Raw genomic sequence first — 26,344 nt, 5'->3', positions numbered from 1 at the left:
GCGGAGTTTCAATTGAAAAAAGAAGTGGTACTTGGACCGGGACTCGAACCCGGGACCAATAGATTAAAAGTCTACTGCTCTACCAACTGAGCTACCCAAGCACTTTACCCTTGGTGGAAGGGCGGAAGCAGTAAACACCACCTTTCCACGCATGGCAAGAGTAAAATGGGGCACGGGATGAAAAAAGATCAGGATTCCATGCACTCCTGCCACCGCGTACGCCACTCAGACGGAATGCGTACGGGACGGCCCTGGGGCATCTGCACGAAGGCAAGTTTCTGATGAGCTCTCACCAGCAAATCGTTGTTGGAAGCACGGCACATCTCGAAATCACACCAGAAACTGGCTCTTTCCACGGACTGAAGCCATCCGGTCGTCACAATCGTATCCCCCAGAACGGCCGGCCGAACGTAGTCGATTTCGTGGCGCACCACCACGGTGAATTGCTGGAGGTCACCCATGGTTTTATAATCCATGCCCAGCTTTGCTCCCAGTTTGGTGCGGCAGGCTTCAATCATGCGCAGATAGGCCAAGTTGTGGACCACGCCTCCGCAATCCGTATCATAAAACATGACCTCGTCTTCCGTTTGAAACACCAGCTCCAGATTCATGGTCCCATTGTAAGAAGGATGAAGTGGGCGTGAAAGAAAATTCCGGTTCAGCCATGCCATGCATGGTGCGTCCGCGCCAGGGTCAGCACGCAGACGGAAGAGGCTCCGGCGCGAAGCAACAGACGGGAACAGGCATCTGCCGTGGCTCCGGTTGTGAATACGTCATCCACCAAAAGAATGTCCCGGCCACTGATGGGGCGGCGTTTTAACTTGCTTTCATGAGCAGCGTATATTTTCCGGGCGTGCCTGAGACGCTGTTCCCGTGCCAGGCTTGCCTGGGGCATCCGGGCCGGCAGGCGTTTCAGCACCGGGGCGACGGCCCAGCCAAGTTCCTTCCCCAGCAGCACGGCCAGTTCCTCCGTCTGGTTGTATCCTCTCCGGACAAGTTTGCGCCAGTTCATCGGAACCGGAACCAGCAGTCGCTCCCTTCCTCCGAACCAGTGGCGGTTTCCGCGCACGGCTTCCGCCATCATCCCCGCAAAGGTTCCGGCCAAGTGCAGGGCTCCGGCATATTTGAAGGAAAGAAGCAGTTCCCTTAGTTCTCCGTCATTGACGTACACGGCGCGCGCCTCCTCAAAGGAGGGAGAGTCCCCGGCACAGCGGGAACACATCCCGCCGGGAATGAAGGAACCCTCCGCCGGCTCCCCGCAAACGGCGCAGAAGGGTGGCTCTATGGAAATAAAACGCTCCCGGCATGCCGGGCAGACGTACCTTCCGTCCGGGCTGCGGCAACCGCATAGCTCACAGACAAAGGGATATACCCAGGAAGACCATTCCCTGAATATTTCCGCCAGCATTCCCCCCACGTATCAAAAGCTCCCGGGAAAACCCGCTATTCATTCTCCTCATCCGGAGAGACGGCGGATTCTTCCTCCGGCATGTCTTCCAGAAGCTTGTCAATGGCCTCAATCAGGCGCCACGGGCAGCGTTTGCGCTGGTATTTGCGCCACAGCAGGTCGCGCAGAGTAATCCAGAGGTCACGCGTGAATTCCACCTGTTCCCATTCCACATCGTCGCGTTCCGCACGGCCCACCTTGGGGGCGCATTCCAGCTTCCATTTATTGGCGTGGTGGCATGCCCTGTACACCAGGGTTCCTTCATCCGTGCGTTCTTTCCACGTGTGAACTTCCATGCGGTCGAGTGTGCAGGGAGATTCCTTCCGGGTAAAGCGGAATTTTTGCTAGTCATCCGCCCCCGCGGGATTAGTATGGCCCCTGTCATGAACGACACTGAAATGATTGAATGCCACGAGCCTGCCCTCCAGATGCAGCGCCTCATCTCCATCATGAAGCGCCTGCGCGCGCCGCAAGGCTGCCCCTGGGACGCCGAACAGACACATAAATCACTGATCACCAACATGATTGAGGAAGCTTACGAGGCTGTGGACACAATCCAAAGGGACGACTGGAAACAAATGCGGGAGGAACTGGGCGACGTGCTGCTCCAGGTCGTTTTTCACGCGGAAATCGCCCAGGAAAACGGACGGTTCGATTTCAATGACGTGGCCGCCGAAGTCAGTGAAAAGCTCATCCGCCGCCACCCCCACGTATTCGCCAGCTCCCGGGCGGATACGACGGACGCCGTCCTGACCCAGTGGGACAAGATCAAAAGACAGGAAAAAGGGACGGAATCCACCCCCTATCTGCACGGCACGGGCAAGGGGCTGCCTGCCCTTCTCCGGGCTTGGAAACTTCAGAAAAAAGCCGCGAAAGCCGGGTTTGACTGGCCGGACGCCCAGGGAGCCCTGGACAAGGTGAAGGAAGAAACGGCTGAATGCGAGGAGATACTGCCCCTGCCGGAAGAAGATCCGCGTATCACGGAAGAACTGGGGGACCTGCTGTTTTCCGTGGTGAACCTGTGCCGCAAAAAGGGAATAGACCCGGAAGTGGCCATGACGGGCGCCAACAAAAAGTTCGAACGGCGTTTCAATAAAATGGAACGCCTGCTGGCCAAAGACGGCCTCACACTGGACCAGGCGGACCTGGACGCGATGGAAGCCCGCTGGCAGCAGGCGAAATCCGCCGAATAACGGAGTTCCCAGCTATTTCTCTTCCGGGAATCGCGTTTCTCTCCGCGGTTCCCGGATTTTTTATGCGCCGCTCTCCCGGCCCTGAATCCAGAGAGGGACAGGGAGCACGGAAGCCCGGTGACCACTCAATGCCTGCGGCGGCGCAGCAAAAGCACCCCCAGCCCCAGGAGGCCCAGTGCGGCGGAGGCGGGTTCGGGAACAGGACGCACCAGCGTAACCACGCCGTCATTCATCCAGGTGCCTTCATTGTCCAACACGAAACCGGCATTTTTCAGGGCGGTATCGTACAGCACACAGACCGTGGAAAAATCGGCGTTGGAAGCGCTGCCCGGAAGGTCCCTGTCACACAGGACAAAGTTGATAGTGCTCACCCGGGAGGCCATCAACTGGTCCATCAGGCCGCCGCTGCATTCCGTAAGCAGCAGATTCACCCCTCCGGAAAAGTCCAGGGATGCCTGTCCCGTTCCGGTGATCAGCGCATTGGTCGTCCAGGTGGAGGCATTCGTCATGGAGAAATTGCCGTCGGCATAGCTGATGTTCAGTCCGGGAACGGAAGAGGCCGCGGAAGAAACGGTGAGGGAGGAAAGTTCCCCCATCCTGATGCCGGAATCCGCAGCATGAATCAGCATGTCGGCGATGACGGCCTGCTGCCCCGCGGCGACATCCAGCAGAGACCCGGAAAACTCCGTATGGGAGAGGGCGGCCCCGGTCCTGACCTCCACCTTCACGCCATGGAACAGGGCGCGGTCAGCGGAACTTCCGCCCCGGACAATGCCGTACCCGCCGGAGGACCCGAACGAAGCCCCGGCCACGGAGGAGGAACCCGCCCCGGTCCGCGCCGTCACCGTCACGGAGGCATCCGCCGGGGAAGAAGAGTTCAGCGTATTGACAGAGGCTCCGATCCCCTTCAGCTCCACGGAACTGATGTAGGAAACAACCCCGGCCTTGACGTCCAGCCGGGAGTCCGCCCCTTGCAGAACAACTCCGGCCTTCGTGTTGAGGGCTTCCGCATGGGCCAGTTCCAGGGCGGCATGGTCCGTCACACGGAAAGTGCCGTCCCAGGTATTGGCGCCTCCCAGCACCACGCGGCCATTCCGGCCGGCGTTGTCGTTCCTGATGCAGATGGTCCCGGAGGTTTTGCCGGGCTTGATTTCCCCGTTGAAGGTCATCACATGGCTGTCCCCGGACGCGGTCATGGTGTCCGGATCATATCCAGTCGTGTCCAGTACGAAGTCCGCGCTCCCGGCGTCCACCACCATTTCATAAGTGGTGTTCCAGTCGGCATCCAGCATGCCCAATATGCCCCCGCCATTCAGAAGAATCATGTTGCCGACCTTGGCAACGCCGTTTTCCGTATAAGCCGTTCCGGACAGGGAGCCGAACCCGCTGCCCAGCCGCAGCACGCCTCCGTCATTCACCTGCAAGTCATAATCATACACGTTTTTGGAACTTCCGCCCCCTACGACCAGATTGCCGTTTTCAGAAACATTCAATTTCCCCTCCAGGAAAAGCGTTTTCGCCACCTTGATGATCCCCTCCTGAATGTCCAGGCCTGCCAGGCGGGCGTTCCCGACAGTCTGGGAGAACGTTCCCGTCTTGATCAGGCTGATATAGCCGGAATCGTTCATCAGGCCGTTGTCGTACATATCCACATACCGCCCGAATCCCATGTCGCCATTGTAAACGCGGTCCTGCCTCTGGGTGGACAAATGCAGCGTAACGGAGGAATCCTTCCCGGCGCTTTTCTCCGCCGTAATGGCGGATTCCTCATCCATCCCCGCTACTCCAGCCAGGCTCCATTCATGGCCCTCATCCATGGGATAGAGGTGAAGCACCGTCGTTTTCGCTCCGTTCAAGCTCAGGTCAAAGGAGGCATGGTTCCACTTGTTTTGCGCCAGGGAGGCCTGCACCACTCCGCTGGCCCCGGCAGCCGCTCCCATGCTGACGGTTCCGGAAAAGCCGGAGCCGTCGTCCAGCCGGAAAACGCTATTGGCATGGTCGGTGGAATCCTGCAAAAACAGGTTGGCGGCAGCGCCGCCCTGAACCCGGGAAATCACGGCGCCGATCACCCTGTCCGTATGAGTCACCGTTACGCGGGAATCATCTGCAACCGTCAGCAGGTTGTTCAGGGACGCCACCTGCTGGACAAATCCGGAACTGGCATAACCCAGAGCCAGGGAAGTTCCGTCAAACATCCGTATTTCCCCCGTTCCCAGGGCGGAGGAGTCACGCATGACGATCCTGCCGCCATTGACTTCCGTTCCACCGGAATAGGTGTTCGCCGTCTCTATAATGAGGGTGCCTTTTCCATCCTTGGTCAGAATGGTTTTCCAGTCGCCGCTTCCGTAATCGTCCGGCAGCGGGCCGTCGGCAATCATGCCTCCGCCGACATGGGCGCGGAAAATGTAATTAACGTCGTCCTTAACCCGGATGGATGCGGGCCGGACCGTCCCTCTGATCTGCACAACGTTATATTCCCTTCCTCCGTCCATTTCCACCGCCCCCGTCTTTCCGTCGCCCTCCCTGCCGAAGACGACGTGATAGGAATCCCTGTAGAAACCGTTCACACCCAGATTTTTGCCGAGCCCTTCCAGCCAGTGGTTCCGGTCTGTTCCCTGGCCATCCGCCTCCGTATTGGCAATACCAGACATTGTCCGTAGCCGCCACGGCCTCGTCATTTTCCCCGCTTTCCCCATTGTACCAGGTGCGGGTGGGAGTATTGGTGACAGTCATGACCAGATTCAGGGAATCCTCTGTAATCTTGATAATGCCGAAATAGCCGCCGCCCACGGAAATCGTACGCGTCTGGAATCCTCCCAGGCTGCCGTTGACAAAAATGCCGTTTTCCGTGGTTACCAGGTAGTACTCCTTGTCAATCGTGCTCGTGCCGCTGAAGTTATATCCGGAAAAGCGCACCAGCACATCTCCGTCCAGATTCAGGCGGCCGGAATCCGCTATCCCCTCCACACCCGTAATGGACAGAAGCGGATATTCCGCCTGTTCCACCGGAAGAATGTCACAGTCAAAATACAGTTCATCCGCCTCCCTCACATCAAGTGTCAGCGTACTGGTGGAATTGGTCAGAACGCGCAGGGTGTCCACTTCTCCGGCGATGGAATAGGTGCCGCCGTAGTATTCCGTGTCCTGCGTCTTGCCGATCAGGTCTCCCTGCAATCCCGCCAGAATGGAATCTGACCGGACCAGGAGAATGTGGTACAGGTCCATGCGCTCCTTGCCTTCAAAGGCGGTTCCGTTGTCGGAGGCATTCACCGCATGCCCGCGCGTCAGGTCTACCCTGGCGTTCCTCAGAGCGTCGTCTTCTATGGAAAGCTGAACCGCTCCCGGCTTGCGGACGTCAAGGCGGTCGTTGTTGGCGTTGGCATTGGCGGAGGATTTGGCAGAGGAATACAGGATGTAGTTGTCCAGTTTCACCGTGCCACTGAAATCGGATTTTTCCCCTTCCGGCAGGTTTTCGTCGCTTATGCGGAACATGCTCGCCCATTTGTCCGCCCCGTTGGACGTAGTGGAGGTATAGCCCATCAGCGTCAGTTCACCATACCCGCTGAGCCTTCCTGTCAGACTCAGGGTGCGCCAGTGGCGGGAGGTCAGGTAGTCCCACTGGTAGCCGGAGTTGTTTTCCGAGTTTTCATCCCGTTCTGCCAGGGACATCGGCGAATAGCCAATGATAACCCGGGCCGAGTCCTTGGAGGAGAAGCCTATCTGAATGTCGTTGGAAATCGTTGGATTGCGGTAGGAGCTGTCCAGTTCGTTCGCGAACGGATAGTTGATGTAGAGCTGCGTCCCGTCCGCCATGCGGATGCTGCCGGAGCCAAGCGCTCCTTCGCGTGCCGCAAGGATGCTGCCCTCCAGAATCTCCGTGCCTCCGGAGAACGTATTGCAGGTAGCCAGCGTCAGCATTCCCTGCCCCTCCTTGCGCAGATAGCCCGGAGCATCCGCCTCCCCATCCGCAATGCAGCCGCCGCCTTCCGCCACTGCATGGAACCTGTAGCCCAGACCGTTATTCGCCGTCTTGTCCACCGTGACCGTCATGCTGGAAATACCCACCGTGCCCTCAATGCAAACGTCAAAGCTGTTGATGTCCTTTCCGGACAAATCCTTCATGCCGAAGCAGACTTCCCGGTCTCCATTCCGGAAGGTCAGGCCGCCCTCCCACGGGCTGCTGCCGGAAGAACCGTCTGCCCATACATTTCCTTCCGCGGAGCCGGAGGCATTTCCCTGCCAGACATAATAGGTGAATTTGTCCGTATCGAAAAAGGTTCCGGTCAGCGAGGAGGAATCCAGCCCGGTCAGCAGCATTTGCCATCTGTCGCTGCCCTGAACGTTCAGCGTAATGCCGCCGTACACGTCGATGTCCCGGTAAATCCGGTTGCCGTCCGCATCCTTCCCCTCGGCATACCGGATTATTTCCTTGTACACTCCTTCGGAAAGGGACAGCGCATGCCCGTCAGTCACGGAAACCAGCTTCCGGGAGATTCCGGATTCCGCGTCCGGCCCGGGGGCATTTACCGTCAGCATGCTTCCATGGGAAAATTGGACGGAGGAATCCAGCTCCAGCGTTCCCTCCATGTCCATGACCAGCTCATGGCCGAACGTGATTGTTCCGGAGGATTGAATGGACATCAGGGCCAGTTCGGACGCACGGGCGCTTCCGTTCAGGGTCAGGGAAGCGCCGGAGGCGATGTCCAGCCGTGCGCCGGAAGACATGGAAAAACCGTCTTTCAGCGTGATGCCGCCGCCTTCCCCTATGCGGAGCGTTCCATTCTGAATATCCAGGCTGCCCAGATGGGCCGCATAAAGAGTCTGGGTGCCGGTTCCCTTCTTGACCAGGTTGATGATTCCCGTTCCGTCCGCTTCAATAACCTTTCCGGTGGTGTAGCTGTCCCTGTCCGCAGTGCCCGCATGGTAGGCTCCGTCCGCCCCTGCTCCTCCGATGATTCCCTTGAATTCATGGTCTTCCGCATTATCGACCGTCAGGGTAGCGGTCTTTCCATTTCCGACCGTGACGCGGGAGGAGCCGCCTGCCGTGTCCCCCTCAAGCCCGGCGGTGCTCAAATCCCCTTCCAGCTTCAGCACCACATAGGCGGGTGTGCCGACTCCGGACGTCAGCCAGTTGTCCAGGCCGCCCGGATTCGTTCCTCCCTGGCGGATCAGGGAGAGGTCCACCACGGTGGAGTGCATGTCGCCCGCTGCCTGGACCTGGACGGGAGTGTTGTAATTGCCGTTGCCGTCCATTTTGGAACGGGGAGCCGCCGTTTCCAGCGTTCCGCTGAAACCGCTCATATCCGCCCCGGTCAGGTCAAAGATGGAAACGCGGGCGCGGCTGGTGTTTTCCAGCACCAGGGTTCCGGTTCCCGCAATCCTGCCCTGCAGGAAGGCCGTACGGGCCGTGGAATTGGAAAATCCCAAGTAAACCCTGGAATCCGCTCCACCTGCCAGATTGATGTCCATCCGGTAATATTTATCCTTGTTTCCAGCGTCGCTCACGTTGGAACTTTCCAGGAAAATGTCTCCGGAACCCTCCATCGTTACGGCGCCATCGTAACCCTCTTCCGGACGGGCCGCCCCACCTGACGGCACAACAATGTCCGCCCCGGCGACCAAAGGTTCCGCGGCATTCCTCCAGGTTCCCGCCGTCGAACAGGCCGGAACCTCCTGCCGGAGGGGCTCCTATTCCAGCTCGCCTTTACTCCCCTGTTCCTCCTTATCCTGTTCCTCGTCCTTTCCGGATGACGGCTTGGAGCCGTCTTTCCCCGTGTCCGAATGATGGGGAGGCGGAGAAGGCAGGTGCATATTGCCTCCTTGGGAAGGATCATGCATCATCGGACGGCTGCTACCTGAAACCAGGGCATTTGCCAGCACCCCGTGAACCAGCTTGACGGCGGCGTCCTCGTCGCCCTGGAACGTGTACTCCTGCCCAATGTGGGAAACCGCCACTTTCCCGTTGAAAAGCTCGTCGGAACGCAGCTTCCGCCTGAGATGCCATTCCTCTCCCGGCTTCAGGGGAAAAGGAGGGGAAATCCTCACCAGGCCTACCTCTTCCCCGGTTCCGGAATGGCCGGCCGCAGGTTCCACCACGGCGTCCACTTTTCTTCCCGCTCTGTTTTCAAAATAAAAAGTAACGCCCTTCCATAATTTTTTCTGCCGGGCCGGGTACTGTACCAGCAGCCCTCCCTTTTCCTTCAATTCCTCATAATCGCTAACAGCCAGCATATAATCTCCATTCAACAGCACGGCTGCATCACGCTGAACCGCGGGAGTGTTTCCGGAGAGAGCCGGAAAGCCTTCTGCAAAGGATTTATCAAGAAATAGTGATAAAACTCCAGCGCAACAGATAAGAAAGAGAATGCTTTTCATGGTTGTTGGTTTATCTTTATGCAAGGCTCAGACAAAAGTGCGCGCCATATACACCCGGATTTCAAGGCTGTCAATAAGAACGGCGATGCCCGCCTCAAACAGGAAATGAGCTGCCTCGGAATCCGGACGCGTCACGGAAACTTTTTCATTTTTCAATGGAGCCGTCATCGGCGGGGCAATAAATACCGGATTTGCAATCCGGAAATCCCTGGCGGTGGAAACAATCCGGCTTTCCTCCGGCCTGATTCAGTACCCATGATCCGGAAAACGAGCACATCCGGTTCCATCCTCTGCCCGTTTCAATCCGCTGGCCACAAGCATCTACCGTTCTAATAAAATTCCGAACGGCGGAAAAGGGAGGAAGATTCCTCCCCGCGTTGCTGCGGACATCATTGATCCGCGAAAACAGGAAAACTACTGTTCCCGGAAGAAAAAAATATCTGGATAAACGGGCGTAAATTTGGCTCAAACGCTTTTTCCTCAAAATTACAGGTTGACCCCGGACTGCAAATCCGCGGCAAAAGACAAAGCACTCATTATTATTCATCAACCGTTCCCATTGGCGGCAAAAACTTCCCGGAAAGATGAAAGCTGATGAAAAAAGCTTTCCCTCCGGTTTTTTCCCAAAAAAGGATTATATCAAGGAATAGAGGAGATGGAACCCTCCTCTCCACAATTCCCTGGAATCAAATTAAAAAGCAACAGTCGGGAAAAACCGCCGGACCGGGAGGCATGAACGTCCAAAATACCGAAATTCCCGGACTTGCACGGCGGAAACGGAGTCTCAGGCCATCATGTTCAGATTCGGGTCCTTCCAGGCCGGATCATACCCCTTGGCATAGCTGAATACGTGCTTGTGCATGTATTCAAAGTAGTGCTCCTTTTGCACCGGAGTAAGCTTTTCCCAGATGGCCACGTTCAGGGCGCGGCACACCTTCTGCATCATTTTCAGCGTAAGCTGCCGCCCCTGGCGTGCCTTCTGGACCTGCTTGTGGGTGAGCTGCTCCGTGGAAATGGCGACCAGATCATGGTTGGTCAAATTCCAGCGTTTCATCAGTTCTTCCAGGGGCTGTTCCCCGTGATTGCGTTCGGCGCCTGCTGCTTCCTCTTCCATACGCCTTTCTTCGTGCCCTATTTTGGGGAAATAGGCAACACATCATTGTCCCATCGTCACTTTTTTTGCATTTCCAGTTGCCCCCAGTCCGGATACATGGTTCAATTCCGCCCGGTTACAACAAAATGATCAGCGAGAAAGAGGAACTACTGGAATGGCGCAAACGCGCCGCCGCACAGCCAAAAGGGCGGGTTGTCCTGGATCTGGAAGCCGACAGCCTGCACCGCTATCAGGAAAAAATCTGCCTGATCCAGTATGCCGATGAAACGGGTTCCTGCCTGATCGACCCCCTCGCCATTGAAGACATGAGCCCGTTTTACAACTGGCTGCGGGACACGGAAGTATGGATGCACGGCGCCGATTATGACATGTGCCTGTTCCAGCGCGCCTGGGAAACGCTGCCTGCCATGATCTGGGACACCCAGACGGCGGCGCGCCTGCTGGGATTCCGCCAGTTCGGGCTGGCCGCCCTGGTGGAGCATTTCCACGGCGTCACGCTGAGCAAGTCCTCCCAGAAGGCGGACTGGGCCCGGCGCCCCCTTTCCCCCACAATGGTCACCTACGCCCTGAACGATGTCAATTACATGCTGGACATGGCGGACAAACTGATGGCCGCCCTCCGGGAAAAAGGCCGCGTGGGCTGGTTTGAGGAGATTTGCCGCCATTCCATGGAACGTGCGCGGGAACGCTATCTGACCGGTCATCCGGACCCCTGGCGCATCCAGGGCAGCGGCAAGCTGAACAGGAAGGGGCTGGCCGCCCTCCGGGAATTGTGGGCCTGGCGGGATTCCGAAGCCAAAAGCTGGGACAGGCCCTCCTTCATGGTCTGTTCCAATGCGGACCTGATCCAATGGAGCGTGGCCCTGCAGGAACAGAGGCCTGTTTCCCCCTCTCCCCGCTTCCATACCCACAGGCGCAGCCGGTTCACGGATGCCGTACAGAAATTCTACCTGCTGGACGAAGACGACTATCCGTGCCGTCCCCACATCCAGCGCCGCCAGCATTCCGAACAATTTGAAGCCAATCTGGACCGTCTCTGCAAAATAAGGGACGAAAAAGCGGAAGAACTGGGCATCGAAGGTTCTTTCCTGATTACCCGCGCCTCTCTGGAAGCCATCGCCGAAGACAAGGAAAAAGGCATGGCCACCCTGCTGAACTGGCAGAAGGAAGCCCTCGGTTTCTGACGGAGCATCCGCGCGCGTTTCATCGCGTTTTTCCTTCCCCGCCCAGGGACGCAGCATCTTGTTTACGGGAAAAATCTCTCCCTGTGCCATGACTCAGACGGGGTGATTTGTTTCTTTCCCGCCGGAGGGAATTCCCTTTAGGATGTGCAGGCTCCGTTCACCCTGCCGCTCTCTTTCCTCACATGACACTCTACACACTGCCATGCACAGAACATTTATCATTCTCTGCCTTTTGGGCGCTCTTGCCGCCCAGGGAAGACAGGCCGGCACGGACATGCTCCAATCTTCCGGACCGGAACCCCAGGGGCAGTTTCTGGCGGATATCAACCTGCTGGGAGCGGATTACGGAGACGAAACCGCTCCCATCCCCGACGACGCCCTCACCCGCACCCTGGGCGGCCTGCATACCCGCGCCTACAAGGAGGGACTCGAATTCCTGGTGGAAAACGCCTTTTCCTACAATTCCATCCACAACCCGGCGCCCGGCAAGCCCGGCACCCAGCTCTGGTATCTGCTGCACGCCCATGCCAACTACCGCCTCATCAAGTCCCCGCGGCAGGAGGATACCTGGCTGAAGCTGGAGCTTTCAGGCTCCGCCGCCCTGAATGGCCGCACCTGGCGGGGCGGCAACATGAACGATGCCATCGGCCTGACGGGAGACACCCACACGGATATTTTCGGGGAAAGAATCTTTTTTCTGCCGGAAATAGCGCTGCTCCAATCCTTCAACCGTGGAAAAAGCGCCCTGGTGGCCGGAGTGGTGAACCAGACGAATTATTTTGATACCAACAGTTACGCCAACTCCTCATTCGGGCAATTCTGCGCGTCTCCCTTCGTTAACAACCAGACCATCCCGATGGCGGACTCCAACCTGGGACTGATCATCCAGCACCAGTTCCACGACCAGTGGTACGCCATGATGGGCGGCAGCTTCACCAGTTGTCCCCAAAACGCGTCTCCCCTGAAACATACGGATGGCAAGAACTTCAATCTGTTGGCGGAACTCGGATGGATACATGATTCCGGTGCCGTCAAGCTGACTCCCTTTGTTGCGCGTATCAACGAACTGCCGGAAGGCGGGGAACGGAAAAATCTGCATACCGTGGCCGGAATAGCCGTGAACGCGGAACAACAACTGGGGTCCAGCCCCTGGAAAGTTTTCTGCCGCGCGGGCTGGAGCGGCTCCACGCGGGACAACGCCTGCGGCGCGGCCGTCCAGTGGTCAGGCGGCTTCGTATGCAGCCAGCCCCTCCAGCATCTGGGAATTTGTTCGGAGGGGGAAGCCAACCAGTTCGGCATGGCGCTGGCGGTCACCCGCCCGGACGACGGAAGCGTGGCGGAAGGCCGGCCCAGGAACAGAAAGGAAGTGGTGATGGAGTGCCATTACAACATCTCCGTCACTCCCTGGTTCCTGATCCAGCCTTCCCTGCTGTGGATTTCCAATCCGGCGGGCAGGGACGACACCGGAAATGCCAGCGTCTTCCGCATGCAGACCATTCTGACGTTTTAAGTTTTTCCACTTTTTTCATTGAGCGGAAGACGCTCCTCCCTATGCTGGAGAGCAGCCTCCCCTTTTTCATGCCTCCCCGCAGCCATTCCTTCATCCTCTTTCTGGCGGTTGTCCTGCTGATACCCGCCTTCTGTCTCCTTACCTCATGGCAGCGCCGCCAGAAGGAGGATAAAATCGCCGTGCAATTCGCGGAACTGGCCGCCTCCCGTCCCCGGACGGTGGGCACGCCGGAACAGCAAAGGGCTCTTCTGGAAGCACTCAGCCGCCAGTATCCGGGCGCGGCGCCTTCCCACAGCGTTCCGTGCATCAGGATTCCCCTCTGTTTTCCGGAAAACGGCCCCTGCCGACCTCTTCCGAAGGTCTTCTGCCTCTTTCTGGACGGCCGCTTTCTGGTTGTTCCGCAGGAACCGGGTGAAAACCCGGGATTTCCATGAACCCGGCGCCCATCCGCATCTTTCCGGACGGTGAAGACGTTCAAATCCGGAGGCATGTATGCCCGGCCTCCCGGCATCCGTGAAAAAATCTTTTCCACTCCCGCCACGCATGGTAGGCTGGCAGGCGATGAATCATGCTGACTTAGACCAACTGCTGATCCTGCAGGAAAAGGATGCGCGCATTGCCAGGCTCCGCAAGGAACTGGCCGCCCTGCCGGAACAAAGAACGCGCCTTCTCCGGCAAATGGAGGCTATCAAGCAGAAGGCTCTGGACGCCAAGAAGGAAGTCGCCGGCCTTGAAAAGGACATACGGGACGTGGAAGGAACGATTGAAAATAAGCGTTCCTACATCGGCAAGATGAAGACTCTCCAGTCCAATACCCGCAGGAATGAGGAATACCAGATGTGCATTCAGGAGGTGGAAAAGACGGAAGCGGCCATTGACGAGCTGGAAAACTCGGAACTGGAACTGATGGAGCGCCTGGAAACGGCCAAAGAGAGCCTGGCGCAAAAAATCCTCAAGGTGCAGGATTCCCAGAAGGAAATGGAAGAGATTCTGGCGCGCTTCGACCGGACCGCGGAAACGGACAAGCAGCTTCTGGACAATCTGACCGCCGAACGCGCGGACCTGGCCGCCGCCATTCCCGAAGATTCCCTGGGAGAATATGAGCGGATGACCAAAAGCAAGGGCGTCCCGGTCATCGTGCCCATGGATGAAAAAGGCCACTGCGGCGGATGCCACATGGTCGTTACGGACAATGCCCGCATGAAAGTGCTCGGCGGCCATGAAACCGTTTACTGCGACAACTGCCACCGCATCCTTCACTGACGGACTCCGCGCACACGCCGCCGGCATATCATGAAATCCAGATCGGAAGAGTTTGAAGAGTGGGGGACGGAAGTTATTTTCGGCCGCGCCAGGGGATTCCGCGCCACGATGATGCGCCTGGTGCTGAGAGGCGCCTCCTGGCTGTTCAAGCTGGTGGTACTGATGCGCCTGTACCTGTTCCATTCCAGTATTGCCAGGCAGGCCAGGCTGGGAACGCTCGTCGTCAGCGTAGGCAACATTACCGTGGGCGGCACGGGAAAAACGCCCGTGGTGGAACTGCTGGCGCGCACGCTTACGGAACGCGGCCGCAAGGTGGCCATTCTTACCCGCGGCTACAAGAGCGCGGAACTGGACGACCCCCAGGAATGGAAGGACAAGGACGGAAGGCAGGTGGAAAACCTGCCTAAAATCGCCAGCGACGGCCGCACCCGCTTTCTCAGCCCCCTGTATTCCGGGGACGAACCGTTCATGCTGGCCAAGAATCTGGACGGCGTGGCGGTGCTGGTGGACAAGAACCGCATCAAGTCCGGCATTTTCGCCATCGAACATCTGGGCTGCGACACCCTCCTGCTGGACGACGGGATGCAGTACCTGAAGCTGGCCCACGAACTGGACATCGTGCTGGTGGACTGTGGCGCCCCCTTCGGCACCGGGGCCATGCTGCCGCGCGGCACCATGCGGGAGCCCAAAAGCAGCCTGGCGCGCGCCAGCTACATCGTGCTGACCAAATGCGGCGGCAAGCCGCAGGACGAGCTGATTGCCAAAATCCGGCGCTATAACCCCGTGGCGGAAATCATCGTCAGCGACCACGGCCCCAAGTACCTGGAAAACGTCTTCACCGGGGAACGCCTGCCGCTGGAAGTGCTCAAGGGGAAATGGGTGGCCTGCCTCAGCGGCATCGCCCGGCCGGAAAGCTTTGAGGATTCCCTGCGCTCCCTGGGCGCCAATGTGGAAATCTGCCGCAGATTTCCGGACCACCACTGGTTTGAACAGTCGGAACTGGAAGAATTCTACGACCGGTGCGCGGACCGTGCCATGGATATGATCGTGACCACGGAAAAAGATGCCGTGCGGCTGGAAAAGCCGGAGGAAGACCCGGAAGTCCCCATCTACTTCCTCCGCATTGAAGTAGAGATCTATCAGGGACAGGAAGCCTGGAACCGCTGCGTGGACCGCATCTGCGGCATTTCCGAACCCCGGCCGCGGGACGAATGGACTCCCTCCTCATCCTTTTGAAAAGACTTCCGTTTCCCCGGCAGACCGGAAATTTCACCTCCTTCATGCAGGAAAGCCCGCTTGACTTGACCGGAAAACCATGTGAAACATGACAACAACATTCTTCCATGAAGGCATTCACCATTACTTCCATTCTGGCCGCGGCATGCGTCCTGGCGGCGGCTTCCCCTGCCGCAGAATCCCAGGCGCGCACAGCGGCCGCCGCCCAGGCGGCAGCCGGCATTCCCAAACAGGACCCGCAATTGATCAAGGGGCAGCTCCCCAACGGGCTCACCTATTTCATCCGCCCGAATGCGGAACCCAAGGGGCGTTTCAGCATACGCCTGCGCGTCAATACCGGCTCCCTGAACGAAACGGACGACATCCAGGGCATTTCCCACTTCCTGGAACACATGGTGTTCAACGGCAGCAAGCACTTCAAGCGCGGAGAAATGATCCCTGCCATGCAGAAGGAAGGCCTGGGGCTGGGCGGTGACGCCAACGCCTATACCTCGTTTGACGAAACCGTGTACACGATGGACGTTCCCAGCATGAAGGAATCCACCGTGAACCTGGCCTTCACCATCATGCGCGACTTTGCGGACGGCGCCCTGCTGGAGGAAAGCGCCATTAATGCGGAACGCGGCATCATCACGAGCGAATACAAGGCGCGCGACTCCGCCGGCTACCGGGTCATGAAAGAGGTATTCTCCATCATGCTGGACGGCACCAAGATTCCTCACCGCTATCCCATCGGCACGCTGGAAGTGATCCAGAACGCCCCGCGGGAAAAATTTGTGAACTATTACCAGACTCATTACGTTCCCAGCCAGATGCAGCTCGTCATCGCCGGGGACATCACCCCGGAACAGGGAAAGGAATGGGTGGAAAAATACTTCGGTTCCATGAAGAAGGACGACTATTCCTTCAAGGCCGACCGGGGAACCCTCAAAACGGCGACGGAGGCCACCAGCCACTGGATCACCAACAAGGAGGCCACCTCCACGGAAATCAGCATCAACATCGTCCGCCCCTACGAGAAGAAGCCGGATACCATCGCCAACCGCACCAAGGACATTCCGCTGAACATGGCGTATGCCATGCTGAACCGCCGCCTGGAAAAGATGGCGAAAAACACGGAGTGCCCCTTCATTTCTGCGGATGCAGGCCGCATGGAACTGCTGGAAACAGCGGAGGTGGACGCAATCCAGGCCCGGGCGGACTACAAGAACTGGAAGACGGTCCTGACCACCATGGAGCAGGAACTGCGCCGCGCCGTGGAATTCGGCTTCAACAAGGAGGAACTGGCGGAAGCCCGCAGCAACAGCATTTCCGCCGCGGAAAATGCCATCAAATCCTGGCCTACCGCCAAATCCGAGTCCCTGGCTTCCGCCATCGCCCAGAGCGCGGCGCAAGACATGGTCTTCACGACGCCTGAGGAAGACTGGTCCATCTCCAGGGAAGTTATTGAAACCCTGACTCCGGAACAATGCCGGGCCGCCCTGGAAAAAGCCTGGAGCAACGCCCATCCCCGAGTGATCGTCACGTCGAACAAGGAAAATGCCCAGGGCTCCTCCGAGGCCATGAAGGCCTACAGGGAAGCCCAGGCCGCCAAGGTGGAACCCTACAGGGTGGACGAACAGAAGGCATTCTCCTACAAGTTCGGAGAACCCGGCAAGGTAACGGCCAAAAAAGAAGCCGCGGACCTGGGAGTCACGCAGCTCACCCTTTCCAACGGCGTGCGCGTCAACCTGAAGCCCACGGAATTCGACAAGGATTCCATCAACATCACCTTTGCCGTGGACGGCGGAGGGCTGAGCAGACCGGAGAAAGCCGCCGGACTGGAAATCTTTACGGGCGCCGTGATGAACGGCGGGGGCCTGACCAACCACTCCAATGACGACCTGGCTGCCGTCATGGCCGGCAAAAAAGTCGGCGTAGGCTTTTCCATGACGGACCGCTCCTTTGTGCTGGCGGGCAATACCAACCGGAAGGATCTGGAAACCCAGCTCCAGCTTCAAACGGCCTACCTGATGTACCCCGGCTACCGCGAGGACGGCGTCGTCCAGCTCCGCCGCGCCATCCCCATGCTTTACAACAAGCTGGCTCATGAAGCGCAGGGAGCCATGAAGACGCAGGTCCCGGCCATCCTGTACAAGAACAACCCCCGCTTCACCTTCCCCGAGCAGAAACAGCTGGAATCCTACCAGATCAAGGAAGTACGGGACTGGGTGGACGCCCCCCTGAAGAACAACTACATGGAAGTGACCGTCACCGGCGACTTCAAGCCGGAGGACATCATCCCCATGCTGGAACGCACGGTGGGCGCCCTCCCCAAACGCGCGGACGCTCCGGCGGCGCTGGACGAAAAACTGCGCCATCCGGCCATGGCGGACTTCAACTTCTCCAGGGATCTGGAGTACGACTCTTCCATTGACAAGACGCTGGTCTGCCTCTTCTGGAAAACGCCCGGCGGAGAAGACAAAAAGCTGGCCCGCAGGCTGAACATGCTCAAGGCCGTCTTTTATGACCGCGTCTTCAAGGGCATCCGTGAAGACATGGGAGAAACCTATTCCCCCTTCACCGGCATCAACATCAGCGAAACCTATCCGGACGACGGCTACATCTTCACCATCAGCTCCGGCGTCATGCGCAACAAGGACGCGGTCCGCAATGCCATTGCCAAAATCGCAACCGAACTCGGCAAGGGGAACGTAACGCAGGAGGAACTGGACCGGGCGCGCAATCCCATCCTCAATTCCATGGAGCGCGCCCAGCGCGACAACGGCTACTGGATGGGCCTGCTGAAGGATTCCCAGGCCAGACCGGACCGCCTTACCCAGCAAAGGGAAAGCATTCCGGACGTCAAGGCCATCACGGTGGATGAAGTGAACAAGCTTGCCAGGGACATCTTCGGCAACGGGGAACACCTCAACCTGAACATTCTGCCGGATCATCCCGCCGCGGAAGCTCCGCCTGCTGAAAAGCAGGCGGATAAATCCGAAAAGACCCCGGCCGCCGTCCCCACGGCGGCTTTTTGCATTCACGCCACTGCCGCAAACGTCTCCAAAAAAGAGGCAAACGCCAGGAATGACTACGCCATCATCATCTCGGAGGAAACCGCGGCGATGCCGGAATGGAAAGCCGTGGCAGACAAGCTGGCGGAAAGGCACGGCGGCGCCATCGTCACCGTGAAGGATTCCATGTTTGCCAAACTGGACACTCTCAAAAAAATGGCTCCCCGCTTTCTGGCCGTCGTCGCGCGCCCGGAGGAGATAGACAGAACCGTGGTCAATGACCTGCACCGCCTCACGCGCCGCCTGGATGGCGACCCCTACGGGGACTGCATCTGGGGCATCGTCACGGGGTACGCGCCGGAAGACGCCATGCGCATAGCCTCCGCGGAATCCCCCCTTGTCATGACCCGCGCCATGGGCACCACCAACATTGACTCCGGACGGTTCAGCGAAAGCATGTGCATTCTGGACTGGCAGCCTTTCCAGTATATGGAACAGCGCGGATACAAGGAAAAAGTGACGCCGTCCTTTTACACGCGCGGCCTGCGCGAGCAGGAAAAGGGAGACCAGGGATCCCTGGGAGTGACGCCCAAGCTTACGCAGTACTGGGAAAAAAACGACCCCCAGTTCTTCGCCACTGCCTCCCATGCCACCCAGTTCAATCTGGAAATGCCCTTCGGCAAGGGGATCATCGTATCCGGAAACAACCAGTTCCATGTGCTGGATAAAAAACAGTTCAAGGAATTCACCACCTTCCTGCGCGGCGTGCTGTTCAACGGAAAGGAAGACGACCTGATGGCCTTCATTAAACGGAGCAACGCACCTGTGATCAAAGCCGGCCAGGGTCCCGCCGTCTGGCTGGCCGCGGGCAACTGCCTGGTGGGAGACGTAATGAAAACGAAAAACTCCATGGCCGTCACCGCCCTGAGCCGCTACGGCTTCAACCAGCTTGTGGGCTACACCGTTCCTTCGTGGTACGGCAAGGGCGGCTGGGGAACTCTGGGCATGCTTTTCAGCAACCATGACAATTCCAGCCTGGCGGAAGCCTGGTATCTGAACAACCAGTTCATCCTGGATGAAACCATGACCCGTTTCCCCAAGCTCATGGACGTGCATTTCAATTCTCCGGACATCAGCGGCATCAAGGACGATCCCGAATTTTCCAAGGGCATGGCCGCCGCCGGATACGGCATGGGCAAGGATCAGATGGGGCTGATTCATGACCGGGATACGGTAGCCTTTTACGGAGACCCCGCCTGGGTCGCGCGCCTGGACGAATCCCACTCCAAGTCTCCCTGGCACATCACCTGGAACGATCCGAAGGACGCCGCCAGGGGATTCACCGTCACAGCCAACAAGGACGCCAAAGGAAGGCTGGGTGTCTGGTTCCCCAACAGAATCAGCGCCAAGACGGCCACCGTCACGGTGGGAGACGCCGCCACCCCCGTGGAAAAAATGGGGCTGCTGACCAACGACTTTCTTCTGCTCCGGGAACTGGAACTCAAAAAAGGGGAAAAAGCCGTCGTGGAAATGAAATGACGGGATTTCCGGACATGCCGGAACACGGCGGAAGGAACGCTTCCCTCCCGGCAGGAATCCGGATACGCCCTCCTTTTTCCATAGACAAGCGGGCGGCAAACATGGATACTCCTGTTAATCAATCCACCCTATGACTGATTACTCCATCTTTTTCATCATCGCCATTGCCGCGACAGGCATAGGCGCGCTGTTGTTCCTCCTGTCCCTCTTCGGCCTGGGAGAACATGACCTGGACTTTGACGCGGATTCCGGAGGCGCCGACGTAGGGCTGCTCTCCGTCAAATCCGGCATAGGCTTCTTCCTGGGCTTCGGCTGGGGCGGCGTGCTGGCCCAGGGTCTGGGCTGGGGCATGGCCGCCTCCATAGCCGCCGCCGCTTTCACGGGCATCCTGATGTTCCTGATCATCGGCATATCCATGCGCTTCATCATGAGCCTCAAGTCCGACGGAACCCTGAACTATGAAACCCTCAAGGGCATGACCGGCTCCGTGTACATCAGCATTCCCGGCGGCCGCCAGCGCGGCGGCCAGGTAACGATCGCCCACCCCAGCCAGCTTCTGTACCTCCCGGCCATTCAGGAGGGGGAGGAAACGCTTCCGGCCGGAACGCCAGTGGAGGTGGTTTCCGTCGCCGCCGGCATAGTCACCGTAAAACCTCTTCATTAACAACCCCAAACATACCACCCATATTACAACACCATGGATAAGATAATACCCATTGCCATTCTGGTTCTCTTCATCATCCTGACGGCCTCCTGGCTGTTCAGCCGCTACCGCATGTGCCCGCCGGACAAAATCCTCATTGTCTTCGGCAAGGTGGGCACGGGACAGCCCGCCAAATGCTACCACGGCGGCTCCACCTTCGTGCTGCCGGTGCTCCAGTCGTACAGCTACCTGGACCTGAACCCGATCAACATTGACGTGCCCTTGCAGGGCGCCCTGTCCTCCCAGAACATCCGCGTGGACGTTCCCTCCTCCTTCATCGTGGGCATCTCCACCCTGCCGGAAATCATGCAGAATGCCGCCGCCCGCCTGCTGGGCCGCACCCGGGAGGAAATCCGCAACCTGGCCGCGGAAATCATCATGGGCCAGATGCGTGTGGTGATCGCCTCCATGACCATTGAGGAAATCAACTCCGACCGCGAAAAACTCATCAAGGGCATTACGGAAGGCGTGGACGTGGAACTGCACAAGGTGGGCCTCCACCTCATCAACGCCAACATCACGGATATCCAGGACGCCTCCGGCTACATCAACGCCCTGGGCAAGGAAGCCGCCGCGCGCGCCATCAATGACGCCACCATCAAGGTGGCGGAAGAAACCCGCCGCGGTGAAATCGGCAAGGCGGAAGCGGAAAAGGACCAGACCGTCCAGGTGGCGAACGCCCGCGCCGTCGCCATCGAAGGGCAGAACGAGGCCCAGATCAAGATTGCGGAATCCGCCGCCAAGCTGCAAGTGAAGCAGGCGGAAGCCAAAAAGCTGGCGGAAGTGGCCCAGAAGGTGCAGGAAGCCAAGACCCTGGAAGAAGCCTACCAGGCTGAAAAGGAAGCGGAATTGAAGCGTGCCGAACGCGAGCGCGCCACCCAGGAAGCCAACATCCTGGTATCCGCCCAAATCGAAAAGAGCCAGAGGGAAGTACAGGCCCAGGCCACTGCGGAAGTACTCAAACTGGAACAGGAAGGCAAGGCCCAGGCCCTGCTCATCCAGCGCAAGGCGGAGGCGGAAGCCATCCGCCAGCTTGCAGAGGGCGAGGCCCAGGCCACCCTGCTCAAGAAAAAGGCGGAAGGGGAAGGCATGGAAATGGTGGGCCGCGGTGAAGCCGCCGCCATTGAGGCCGTGCTGGCCGGGAAGGCCAGCGGTTTCCGGCAGATTGTACAGGCAGCCGGTTCTTCCGACGCCGCCTCCAACCTCCTGGTAACGGAACAGCTCACCAGAATCGTGGAACTCCAGTCCGGAGCCGTCAAGGGCCTGAAATTCGACAAGGTCATCGTGATGGGCAACGGCGGAGACTCCTCCGTGGGCGGATTCGTCCAGAACCTGGTGAAAGACACGCTGCCCCTGCATGAACTGGGCAAAAGCGTAGGGCTGGAACTGCCCTCCTTCCTGGGCAAATCCACGGACGGGAAAAAAGCCCCTGCTCCCGCCCCAGTCCCTGCCGCTACGGTTCAGGCCGGGACCACGGAAACCACCGTCAAACTAAGCTGATTTTCAGATGAATATGGAAGCCGTCATGGGCGTTTTGCTCGGCATCGGGCTGGGAGCGGCCTGCGGCTTCCGTATCTTCGTGCCCCTGCTGGTGGCCTCCATCGCCATCCACGGGGGCTTTCTGACCGTTACTCCGGAATTCGCATGGCTGGGCGGCACTCCCGCCCTCATCACGCTTTCCATAGCCACTCTGCTGGAAATAGCAGGGTACTACCTTCCCGTCATTGACAATACGCTGGACGTACTGGGAGCGCCCGCCGCCGTCATCGCGGGCACCATCCTGGCCGCCGGATTCATCGGCCACATGGATCCCATGCTCCAGTGGGGACTGGCCGCCATTGCGGGCGGAGGAGCGGCGGGCGTCATTCATGGCAGCATGGCGGCCATTCGTGCGGCGGCCTCCGCCGCTACGGGAGGACTGGGCAATTCCGCGGTCTCCACGGCGGAAACGGTATCCGCCTCCCTCGTCTCCATCCTGGCCTGCATATTGCCCGTTCTGGCCGTCCTCCTGCTGGGAGCGGCCATTTACCTGCTGGTCAGGTTCGTCATCTCCCTGAAAAGGAAACTGGCACAGGCCGGCACTCCGGACAAAGTGGAAGTTCAGGACTGAAACGAAATGCCATGTTTCGCCCGGGAGGAGGGGAAAACCCTCTCAAACCATGAGCGCCGTGCCTCCGGAAAACCGGCATTCCGCCCAGCTTCAGCACCGGGAGGCGCGTTCCGGTTCCCTTCAGCCCCCTTTCAACCATTCGACTCATTGACAAGGAAACGGAAGCGGGATAACATGCGGCCTTCAACATTTCATTCTACCGCCATGAACATCAAACTCATTCTTCTGACCTCCGCAGCGGCTCTCGGCCTTGCCTCCTGCAACACCATCAGCGGCATCGGAAAGGACGTGGAATCCATGGGCAGCAAAATAGACAGCGCTTCCCAGGCCACGAGCCGCTCCATGCAGCAGTAAAAAGCCTCCCGGCCTTCGGAACTCCACTCCGGAACACTTCCCGTTCCGGCACACATCCCCTGGAATGCGATCCAAGCGGAAAGGTCCATCTTTTCCGCAAAAGAGCCGCCTCTCCCTTTCCGGAGAAGCGGCTTCTGAATATTCAGCGGTTAGCCGTCCTACATGGCACGGCTTGTAGCCCGGGCGGCGGAATTGATATCGTTGCCGACGGATTCCACATCCCTGCCCACACCGCCGATCGTATGACAGGAAACACACCCAAGAAGGGTGGCGACGCCTAAAATAATTAATTTGGTTTTCATCATTTCATTGGAAGAGTTTCCGAGGATTCAGACTGCCTCCAGAGCTTTCCCGTTCAAATAACACACAATGATGCCGCACAGCTCCACCTGTCATTCTCCGCTCTTGCCATACCCCGGAGACAAAGCTTAAATGACAGCCGTCAACGGGAGGGAAACACTCCGGCAGATACCCTGCCCCCGGCTCCCTGAACCATACCATTTACCAAGATGATCAAAGTAGCCATCGTAGGATACGGCAACATCGGGAAGTACTCCGTGGACGCCTTGCGCGCCGCTCCCGATATGGAACTGGTCGGCATTGTGCGCCGCCCCGGCAGCGAACCCGTTCACGGCATCAGGACCGTGGCGGACATTGAAGAGCTGGGGCACGTGGACGTCGCCCTGCTGTGCACCCCCACCCGCAGCGTGGAAGAAACGGCCCTGCCCCTGCTCGCCCGCGGCATCAACACGGTGGACAGCTTCGACATTCACGACAAGATCGTGGACCTGCGCCGCTCCCTGGGCGCCCAGGCCATCAAGCACGACTCCGTCGCCGTCATTTCCGCCGGATGGGATCCGGGCACCGATTCCGTGATGCGTTCCATGATGCTGGCCATGGCGCCCAAGGGCATCACGTACACCAACTTCGGCCCCGGCATGAGCATGGGCCACAGCGTGGTGGCGCGATCCAAGGAAGGCGTGGAAGACGCCCTTTCCCTCACCATCCCCACCGGTTCCGGCGTCCACCGCCGCATGGTGTACGTGGTGCTGAAAGAGGGCGCGAAATTTTCCGACGTCGAACTTGCCATCAAGTCCGATTCCTACTTCAGCCATGATGACACCCGCGTGCAGCAGGTGCCGGACATCGACGCGCTGAAGGACATGGGCCACGGCGTACTGATGGAGCGCAAGGGCGTTTCCGGAACCACGCAGAACCAGATGTTCAAATTTGAAATGCGCATCAACAATCCGGCCCTGACCGCCCAGGTCATGGTGGCCTCCGCACGCGCCAGCATGAAGCTGGGCGCCGGGTGCTACACATTGCCGGAAATCGCCCCGATGGACTTCCTGCCGGGCGACCGCGAAGAACTGATCGCACAACTGGTTTAACGAATGGCGCGCCCTGCATGGAGAAGATTTCTCCGCGTAGACGGTCTTTCCATAGCCCCGGAATGGATTCTTGCCGTTCCGGGGCTTTTTTCCGCCCTTGTTCCTTCAAATGGCAGCCCGGCAGAGCCATTCTGCCTTTATTTGCCATTCCATGCAGGAAGCGCCCGGGCAATGCTTGGCAGACACACCCTTAAAACAGCTTGTCCGCACCCGTCCGAAGAATCGCCTCATCCGCAATTCATGGATTCCTTGGCCCCTCATCAGGTCATGAACATGGGGCGTCACTGTCCAAAACCAGGCTGCCGTTCCTGAACACCACCGGAGCCGGGGCGTGGCGGTTTTCCGTCCAGTTCCATGCGCGGGCCAGCAGGGACCAGAATGCCGCATGGGGGGAATCCTTTTCCTGCATCAGCCGTGCCGGAGTCGGCACAAAGGGGTATATCTGCACGGGCACGCTTTTCTGGCCGGCCGCCAGGGCCTGTTCCACCATCGTATAAAGTTCTTCAATGCCCGGGTCCGTCATCGCCAGGCATCCGATGGAAACGTCCCTGCCATGCACCATGATCAGATTTCCCGTCCTGTTGAGGAAACGGTCGTAGGAATTGGGATAACCGATATTGAAGGACAAATGGTAATTGCTGCGCGGATTCAATCCGGTGGGAACCACCTCATAAAATCCCTCCGGCGTCTGTCTGTCCCCTTCCTTCTGCTTGGGACCGAGCTCTCCGGACCATGCGGCAATGGGATAGCGTTTGACGAGTACGTAGCGCTCTCCCTTGTCCGGCTTTACCCAGAGTTCCAGCAGGGAATCCTCCTTCACGGCACGCAGGAACACCGGGGAACCCACTCTGGCTCCACAGGGACCCAGAAAGGAATTCAGGACGGGCGTTACCCGTTCGCGGGCGGCGGAAGCCCGGCTGTCTGTATCATTGGCACACGCCATCCTGGAAACCATAACCGCACAAACTGCCAGAACCAGCCCCAGCCCGGTCAGCAGCACGTTTTTCTTCATGAAACACGTATAGCTTTCCCATCTGTTTTTACAAGGAGAAAACAACTGATTCTTTTAATGTTGTAAAAACCGTCCCAGAAAAAGACACTCCTTTCCCCCTGATTGGCATTGACTTGTTCCATAGCCGGGCTTACACAGCCGGAATAACCGCAACGGCCTTTTCCAGGGAAAACACACCGGAAATGTGCACGGCCTCAGAATGATTCTCCCCCTTCACCTCATGCGATATGGACATGGACCAGTTGCTTCCCATCACTACGCGCGGAGAATTGAGAGCATGGCTTGAAAAGCACCATCTCACCGCCTCATCCTGCTGGATTCCCATCACCCGCAAACCCTCTCCGCACGCCGTTCTTTACCTGGATGCCGTGGAGGAGGCCCTCTGCTTCGGCTGGATTGACAGCACGCGCAAAAAGACGCCGGAGGGGCATTTGGCCCAGCGTTTTTCTCCGAGGGCCAAAGGAAGCAAGTGGTCGGAACTAAACAAGGAACGCGTCCGCCGCCTGCTCAGAATGGGATTGATGACGCCGCGGGGGATGGACTGCCTGCCGGACATGGCCCCGGAAGCCTTCCAAATAGATTCCGAAATCCTGGACGCCCTGCGCCGGGAACCGGAAACATACGCCCACTTTCTGAACTTCCCGCGTCTGTACCGCCATGTACGCATTGATACCATCCAGATCAAGAAAAACCAGCCGGACCTGTTTAAAAGCCGCCTGGAAAAGCTTCTGGAACATACCCGCGCCAACAGGATGTACGGAGAATGGCATGACGGAGGCAGACTGTTAGAAGAATAAAAAACGGAATAGTTTTTTTAAGCTGTTTTTTCTCTTCAAAGTTTGTTTCGTTCATTAGGGGCTCATAGGGCTCATAGGGGTTATAGGGTCCATTCCGTCTATTAAGTCCACTTTGTCCAT

General features: G+C 58.5%; 22 protein-coding genes and 1 tRNA gene. 13 read left to right on the top strand and 10 right to left on the bottom strand.

What is annotated here, in order from left to right; translation table 11 throughout:
- Window positions 1–25: 25 nt before the first annotated feature.
- The 4 genes from V3C20_RS06945 to V3C20_RS06930 form a co-directional block, all read right to left on the bottom strand.
- A tRNA-Lys gene (locus V3C20_RS06945) sits at window positions 26–101 on the bottom strand.
- Between the two features lie 87 nt (window positions 102–188).
- Window positions 189–611, bottom strand: coding sequence for a thioesterase family protein (locus tag V3C20_RS06940; RefSeq protein ID WP_130083243.1), 423 nt, complete (start codon window positions 609–611; stop codon window positions 189–191).
- 47 nt (window positions 612–658) lie between these two features.
- A complete protein-coding gene (locus V3C20_RS06935) occupies window positions 659–1,408 on the bottom strand; it encodes a ComF family protein (protein WP_130083244.1) in 750 nt (249 codons plus the stop codon).
- A gap of 35 nt (window positions 1,409–1,443) precedes the next feature.
- Complete coding sequence (locus V3C20_RS06930) at window positions 1,444–1,743, bottom strand: hypothetical protein (RefSeq protein WP_067571009.1); 300 nt, start codon at window positions 1,741–1,743, stop codon at window positions 1,444–1,446.
- Between the two features lie 87 nt (window positions 1,744–1,830).
- Here V3C20_RS06930 and mazG point away from each other — a divergent pair, with 87 nt between their 5' ends.
- Window positions 1,831–2,640: a nucleoside triphosphate pyrophosphohydrolase gene (gene mazG / locus V3C20_RS06925; protein WP_130083245.1), complete on the top strand. Its 810-nt coding sequence runs from the start codon at window positions 1,831–1,833 to the stop codon at window positions 2,638–2,640.
- A 125-nt stretch (window positions 2,641–2,765) separates the two neighbouring features.
- Here mazG and V3C20_RS06920 read toward each other — a convergent pair whose 3' ends face one another.
- The 4 genes from V3C20_RS06920 to V3C20_RS06905 form a co-directional block, all read right to left on the bottom strand.
- A complete protein-coding gene (locus V3C20_RS06920) occupies window positions 2,766–5,018 on the bottom strand; it encodes an autotransporter-associated beta strand repeat-containing protein (protein WP_238623789.1) in 2,253 nt (750 codons plus the stop codon).
- Window positions 5,019–5,109: 91 nt separating this feature from the next.
- Complete coding sequence (locus V3C20_RS06915) at window positions 5,110–8,238, bottom strand: autotransporter-associated beta strand repeat-containing protein (protein WP_130083246.1); 3,129 nt, start codon at window positions 8,236–8,238, stop codon at window positions 5,110–5,112.
- Window positions 8,239–8,328: 90 nt separating this feature from the next.
- On the bottom strand, window positions 8,329–8,886 hold the full coding sequence (locus tag V3C20_RS06910) for a hypothetical protein (RefSeq protein WP_130083247.1): 558 nt from the start codon (window positions 8,884–8,886) through the stop codon (window positions 8,329–8,331).
- A 913-nt stretch (window positions 8,887–9,799) separates the two neighbouring features.
- Window positions 9,800–10,129 carry a hypothetical protein gene (locus tag V3C20_RS06905; RefSeq protein WP_130083248.1) on the bottom strand — a complete coding sequence of 110 codons (330 nt, stop codon included), beginning with the start codon at window positions 10,127–10,129 and terminating at the stop codon, window positions 9,800–9,802.
- A 125-nt stretch (window positions 10,130–10,254) separates the two neighbouring features.
- Between V3C20_RS06905 and V3C20_RS06900 the strand changes: the two genes are divergently transcribed.
- From V3C20_RS06900 to V3C20_RS06855, 10 genes are all read left to right on the top strand, one after another.
- Window positions 10,255–11,313, top strand: coding sequence for a ribonuclease D (locus V3C20_RS06900; RefSeq protein ID WP_130083249.1), 1,059 nt, complete (start codon window positions 10,255–10,257; stop codon window positions 11,311–11,313).
- A 202-nt stretch (window positions 11,314–11,515) separates the two neighbouring features.
- Window positions 11,516–12,823: a carbohydrate porin gene (locus V3C20_RS06895; RefSeq protein WP_161981225.1), complete on the top strand. Its 1,308-nt coding sequence runs from the start codon at window positions 11,516–11,518 to the stop codon at window positions 12,821–12,823.
- 68 nt (window positions 12,824–12,891) lie between these two features.
- Window positions 12,892–13,257 (top strand): hypothetical protein, encoded by a 366-nt coding sequence (locus V3C20_RS06890; RefSeq protein ID WP_149873766.1) that lies wholly within the window; start codon window positions 12,892–12,894, stop codon window positions 13,255–13,257.
- 109 nt (window positions 13,258–13,366) lie between these two features.
- Window positions 13,367–14,086, top strand: coding sequence for a C4-type zinc ribbon domain-containing protein (locus V3C20_RS06885; protein WP_161981470.1), 720 nt, complete (start codon window positions 13,367–13,369; stop codon window positions 14,084–14,086).
- A 30-nt stretch (window positions 14,087–14,116) separates the two neighbouring features.
- Window positions 14,117–15,322, top strand: a complete 1,206-nt coding sequence (gene lpxK / locus V3C20_RS06880; RefSeq protein ID WP_130083253.1) for a tetraacyldisaccharide 4'-kinase — start codon at window positions 14,117–14,119, stop codon at window positions 15,320–15,322.
- Window positions 15,323–15,429: 107 nt separating this feature from the next.
- Window positions 15,430–19,857: an insulinase family protein gene (locus V3C20_RS06875; RefSeq protein ID WP_130083254.1), complete on the top strand. Its 4,428-nt coding sequence runs from the start codon at window positions 15,430–15,432 to the stop codon at window positions 19,855–19,857.
- Between the two features lie 130 nt (window positions 19,858–19,987).
- Window positions 19,988–20,521, top strand: a complete 534-nt coding sequence (locus V3C20_RS06870) for a hypothetical protein (protein WP_130083255.1) — start codon at window positions 19,988–19,990, stop codon at window positions 20,519–20,521.
- A 33-nt stretch (window positions 20,522–20,554) separates the two neighbouring features.
- On the top strand, window positions 20,555–22,060 hold the full coding sequence (locus tag V3C20_RS06865) for a flotillin family protein (protein ID WP_130083256.1): 1,506 nt from the start codon (window positions 20,555–20,557) through the stop codon (window positions 22,058–22,060).
- A gap of 7 nt (window positions 22,061–22,067) precedes the next feature.
- Entirely contained in the window at window positions 22,068–22,670 is a 603-nt protein-coding gene (locus tag V3C20_RS06860) for a DUF4126 domain-containing protein (protein ID WP_130083257.1), read from the top strand.
- Between the two features lie 204 nt (window positions 22,671–22,874).
- On the top strand, window positions 22,875–23,024 hold the full coding sequence (locus V3C20_RS06855) for an entericidin (protein WP_130083258.1): 150 nt from the start codon (window positions 22,875–22,877) through the stop codon (window positions 23,022–23,024).
- Window positions 23,025–23,182: 158 nt separating this feature from the next.
- On the opposite strand, the gene V3C20_RS06850 is transcribed toward V3C20_RS06855, so the two are convergent.
- The gene (locus tag V3C20_RS06850) at window positions 23,183–23,326 is read right to left on the bottom strand and encodes an entericidin (RefSeq protein ID WP_082770106.1); all 144 of its coding nucleotides are present in this window, start codon (window positions 23,324–23,326) and stop codon (window positions 23,183–23,185) included.
- A gap of 207 nt (window positions 23,327–23,533) precedes the next feature.
- On the opposite strand from V3C20_RS06850, the gene V3C20_RS06845 reads away from it, so the two are divergent.
- A complete protein-coding gene (locus tag V3C20_RS06845) occupies window positions 23,534–24,415 on the top strand; it encodes a diaminopimelate dehydrogenase (protein WP_130083259.1) in 882 nt (293 codons plus the stop codon).
- A 265-nt stretch (window positions 24,416–24,680) separates the two neighbouring features.
- Here V3C20_RS06845 and V3C20_RS06840 read toward each other — a convergent pair whose 3' ends face one another.
- Window positions 24,681–25,427, bottom strand: coding sequence for a L,D-transpeptidase family protein (locus V3C20_RS06840; RefSeq protein ID WP_130083260.1), 747 nt, complete (start codon window positions 25,425–25,427; stop codon window positions 24,681–24,683).
- Window positions 25,428–25,654: 227 nt separating this feature from the next.
- On the opposite strand from V3C20_RS06840, the gene V3C20_RS06835 reads away from it, so the two are divergent.
- The gene (locus tag V3C20_RS06835; RefSeq protein ID WP_130083261.1) at window positions 25,655–26,224 is read left to right on the top strand and encodes a YdeI/OmpD-associated family protein; all 570 of its coding nucleotides are present in this window, start codon (window positions 25,655–25,657) and stop codon (window positions 26,222–26,224) included.
- Window positions 26,225–26,344 lie beyond the last annotated feature (120 nt).

The organism is Akkermansia sp. RCC_12PD (assembly GCF_036417355.1).
In the GTDB taxonomy this organism is placed as follows: Bacteria; Verrucomicrobiota; Verrucomicrobiia; order Verrucomicrobiales; family Akkermansiaceae; genus Akkermansia.
This window is presented reverse-complemented; position numbering and strand designations above follow the sequence as displayed.

Bases quoted from the DNA above. Each gene is read 5' to 3' on its own strand.
- V3C20_RS06935 (WP_130083244.1), bottom strand. From the start codon at position 1,408: ATGCTGGCGGAAATATTCAGGGAATGGTCTTCCTGGGTATATCCCTTT.
- V3C20_RS06860 (WP_130083257.1), top strand. From the start codon at position 22,068: ATGAATATGGAAGCCGTCATGGGCGTTTTGCTCGGCATCGGGCTGGGA.
- V3C20_RS06870 (WP_130083255.1), top strand. From the start codon at position 19,988: ATGACTGATTACTCCATCTTTTTCATCATCGCCATTGCCGCGACAGGC.
- V3C20_RS06865 (WP_130083256.1), top strand. From the start codon at position 20,555: ATGGATAAGATAATACCCATTGCCATTCTGGTTCTCTTCATCATCCTG.
- V3C20_RS06940 (WP_130083243.1), bottom strand. From the start codon at position 611: ATGAATCTGGAGCTGGTGTTTCAAACGGAAGACGAGGTCATGTTTTAT.
- V3C20_RS06845 (WP_130083259.1), top strand. From the start codon at position 23,534: ATGATCAAAGTAGCCATCGTAGGATACGGCAACATCGGGAAGTACTCC.
- V3C20_RS06875 (WP_130083254.1), top strand. From the start codon at position 15,430: ATGAAGGCATTCACCATTACTTCCATTCTGGCCGCGGCATGCGTCCTG.
- V3C20_RS06900 (WP_130083249.1), top strand. From the start codon at position 10,255: ATGATCAGCGAGAAAGAGGAACTACTGGAATGGCGCAAACGCGCCGCC.
- V3C20_RS06895 (WP_161981225.1), top strand. From the start codon at position 11,516: ATGCACAGAACATTTATCATTCTCTGCCTTTTGGGCGCTCTTGCCGCC.
- V3C20_RS06850 (WP_082770106.1), bottom strand. From the start codon at position 23,326: ATGAAAACCAAATTAATTATTTTAGGCGTCGCCACCCTTCTTGGGTGT.
- mazG (WP_130083245.1), top strand. From the start codon at position 1,831: ATGAACGACACTGAAATGATTGAATGCCACGAGCCTGCCCTCCAGATG.
- V3C20_RS06930 (WP_067571009.1), bottom strand. From the start codon at position 1,743: ATGGAAGTTCACACGTGGAAAGAACGCACGGATGAAGGAACCCTGGTG.
- V3C20_RS06905 (WP_130083248.1), bottom strand. From the start codon at position 10,129: ATGGAAGAGGAAGCAGCAGGCGCCGAACGCAATCACGGGGAACAGCCC.
- V3C20_RS06920 (WP_238623789.1), bottom strand. From the start codon at position 5,018: ATGATTGCCGACGGCCCGCTGCCGGACGATTACGGAAGCGGCGACTGG.
- V3C20_RS06890 (WP_149873766.1), top strand. From the start codon at position 12,892: ATGCCTCCCCGCAGCCATTCCTTCATCCTCTTTCTGGCGGTTGTCCTG.
- V3C20_RS06835 (WP_130083261.1), top strand. From the start codon at position 25,655: ATGGACATGGACCAGTTGCTTCCCATCACTACGCGCGGAGAATTGAGA.
- lpxK (WP_130083253.1), top strand. From the start codon at position 14,117: ATGAAATCCAGATCGGAAGAGTTTGAAGAGTGGGGGACGGAAGTTATT.
- V3C20_RS06855 (WP_130083258.1), top strand. From the start codon at position 22,875: ATGAACATCAAACTCATTCTTCTGACCTCCGCAGCGGCTCTCGGCCTT.
- V3C20_RS06885 (WP_161981470.1), top strand. From the start codon at position 13,367: ATGGTAGGCTGGCAGGCGATGAATCATGCTGACTTAGACCAACTGCTG.
- V3C20_RS06840 (WP_130083260.1), bottom strand. From the start codon at position 25,427: ATGAAGAAAAACGTGCTGCTGACCGGGCTGGGGCTGGTTCTGGCAGTT.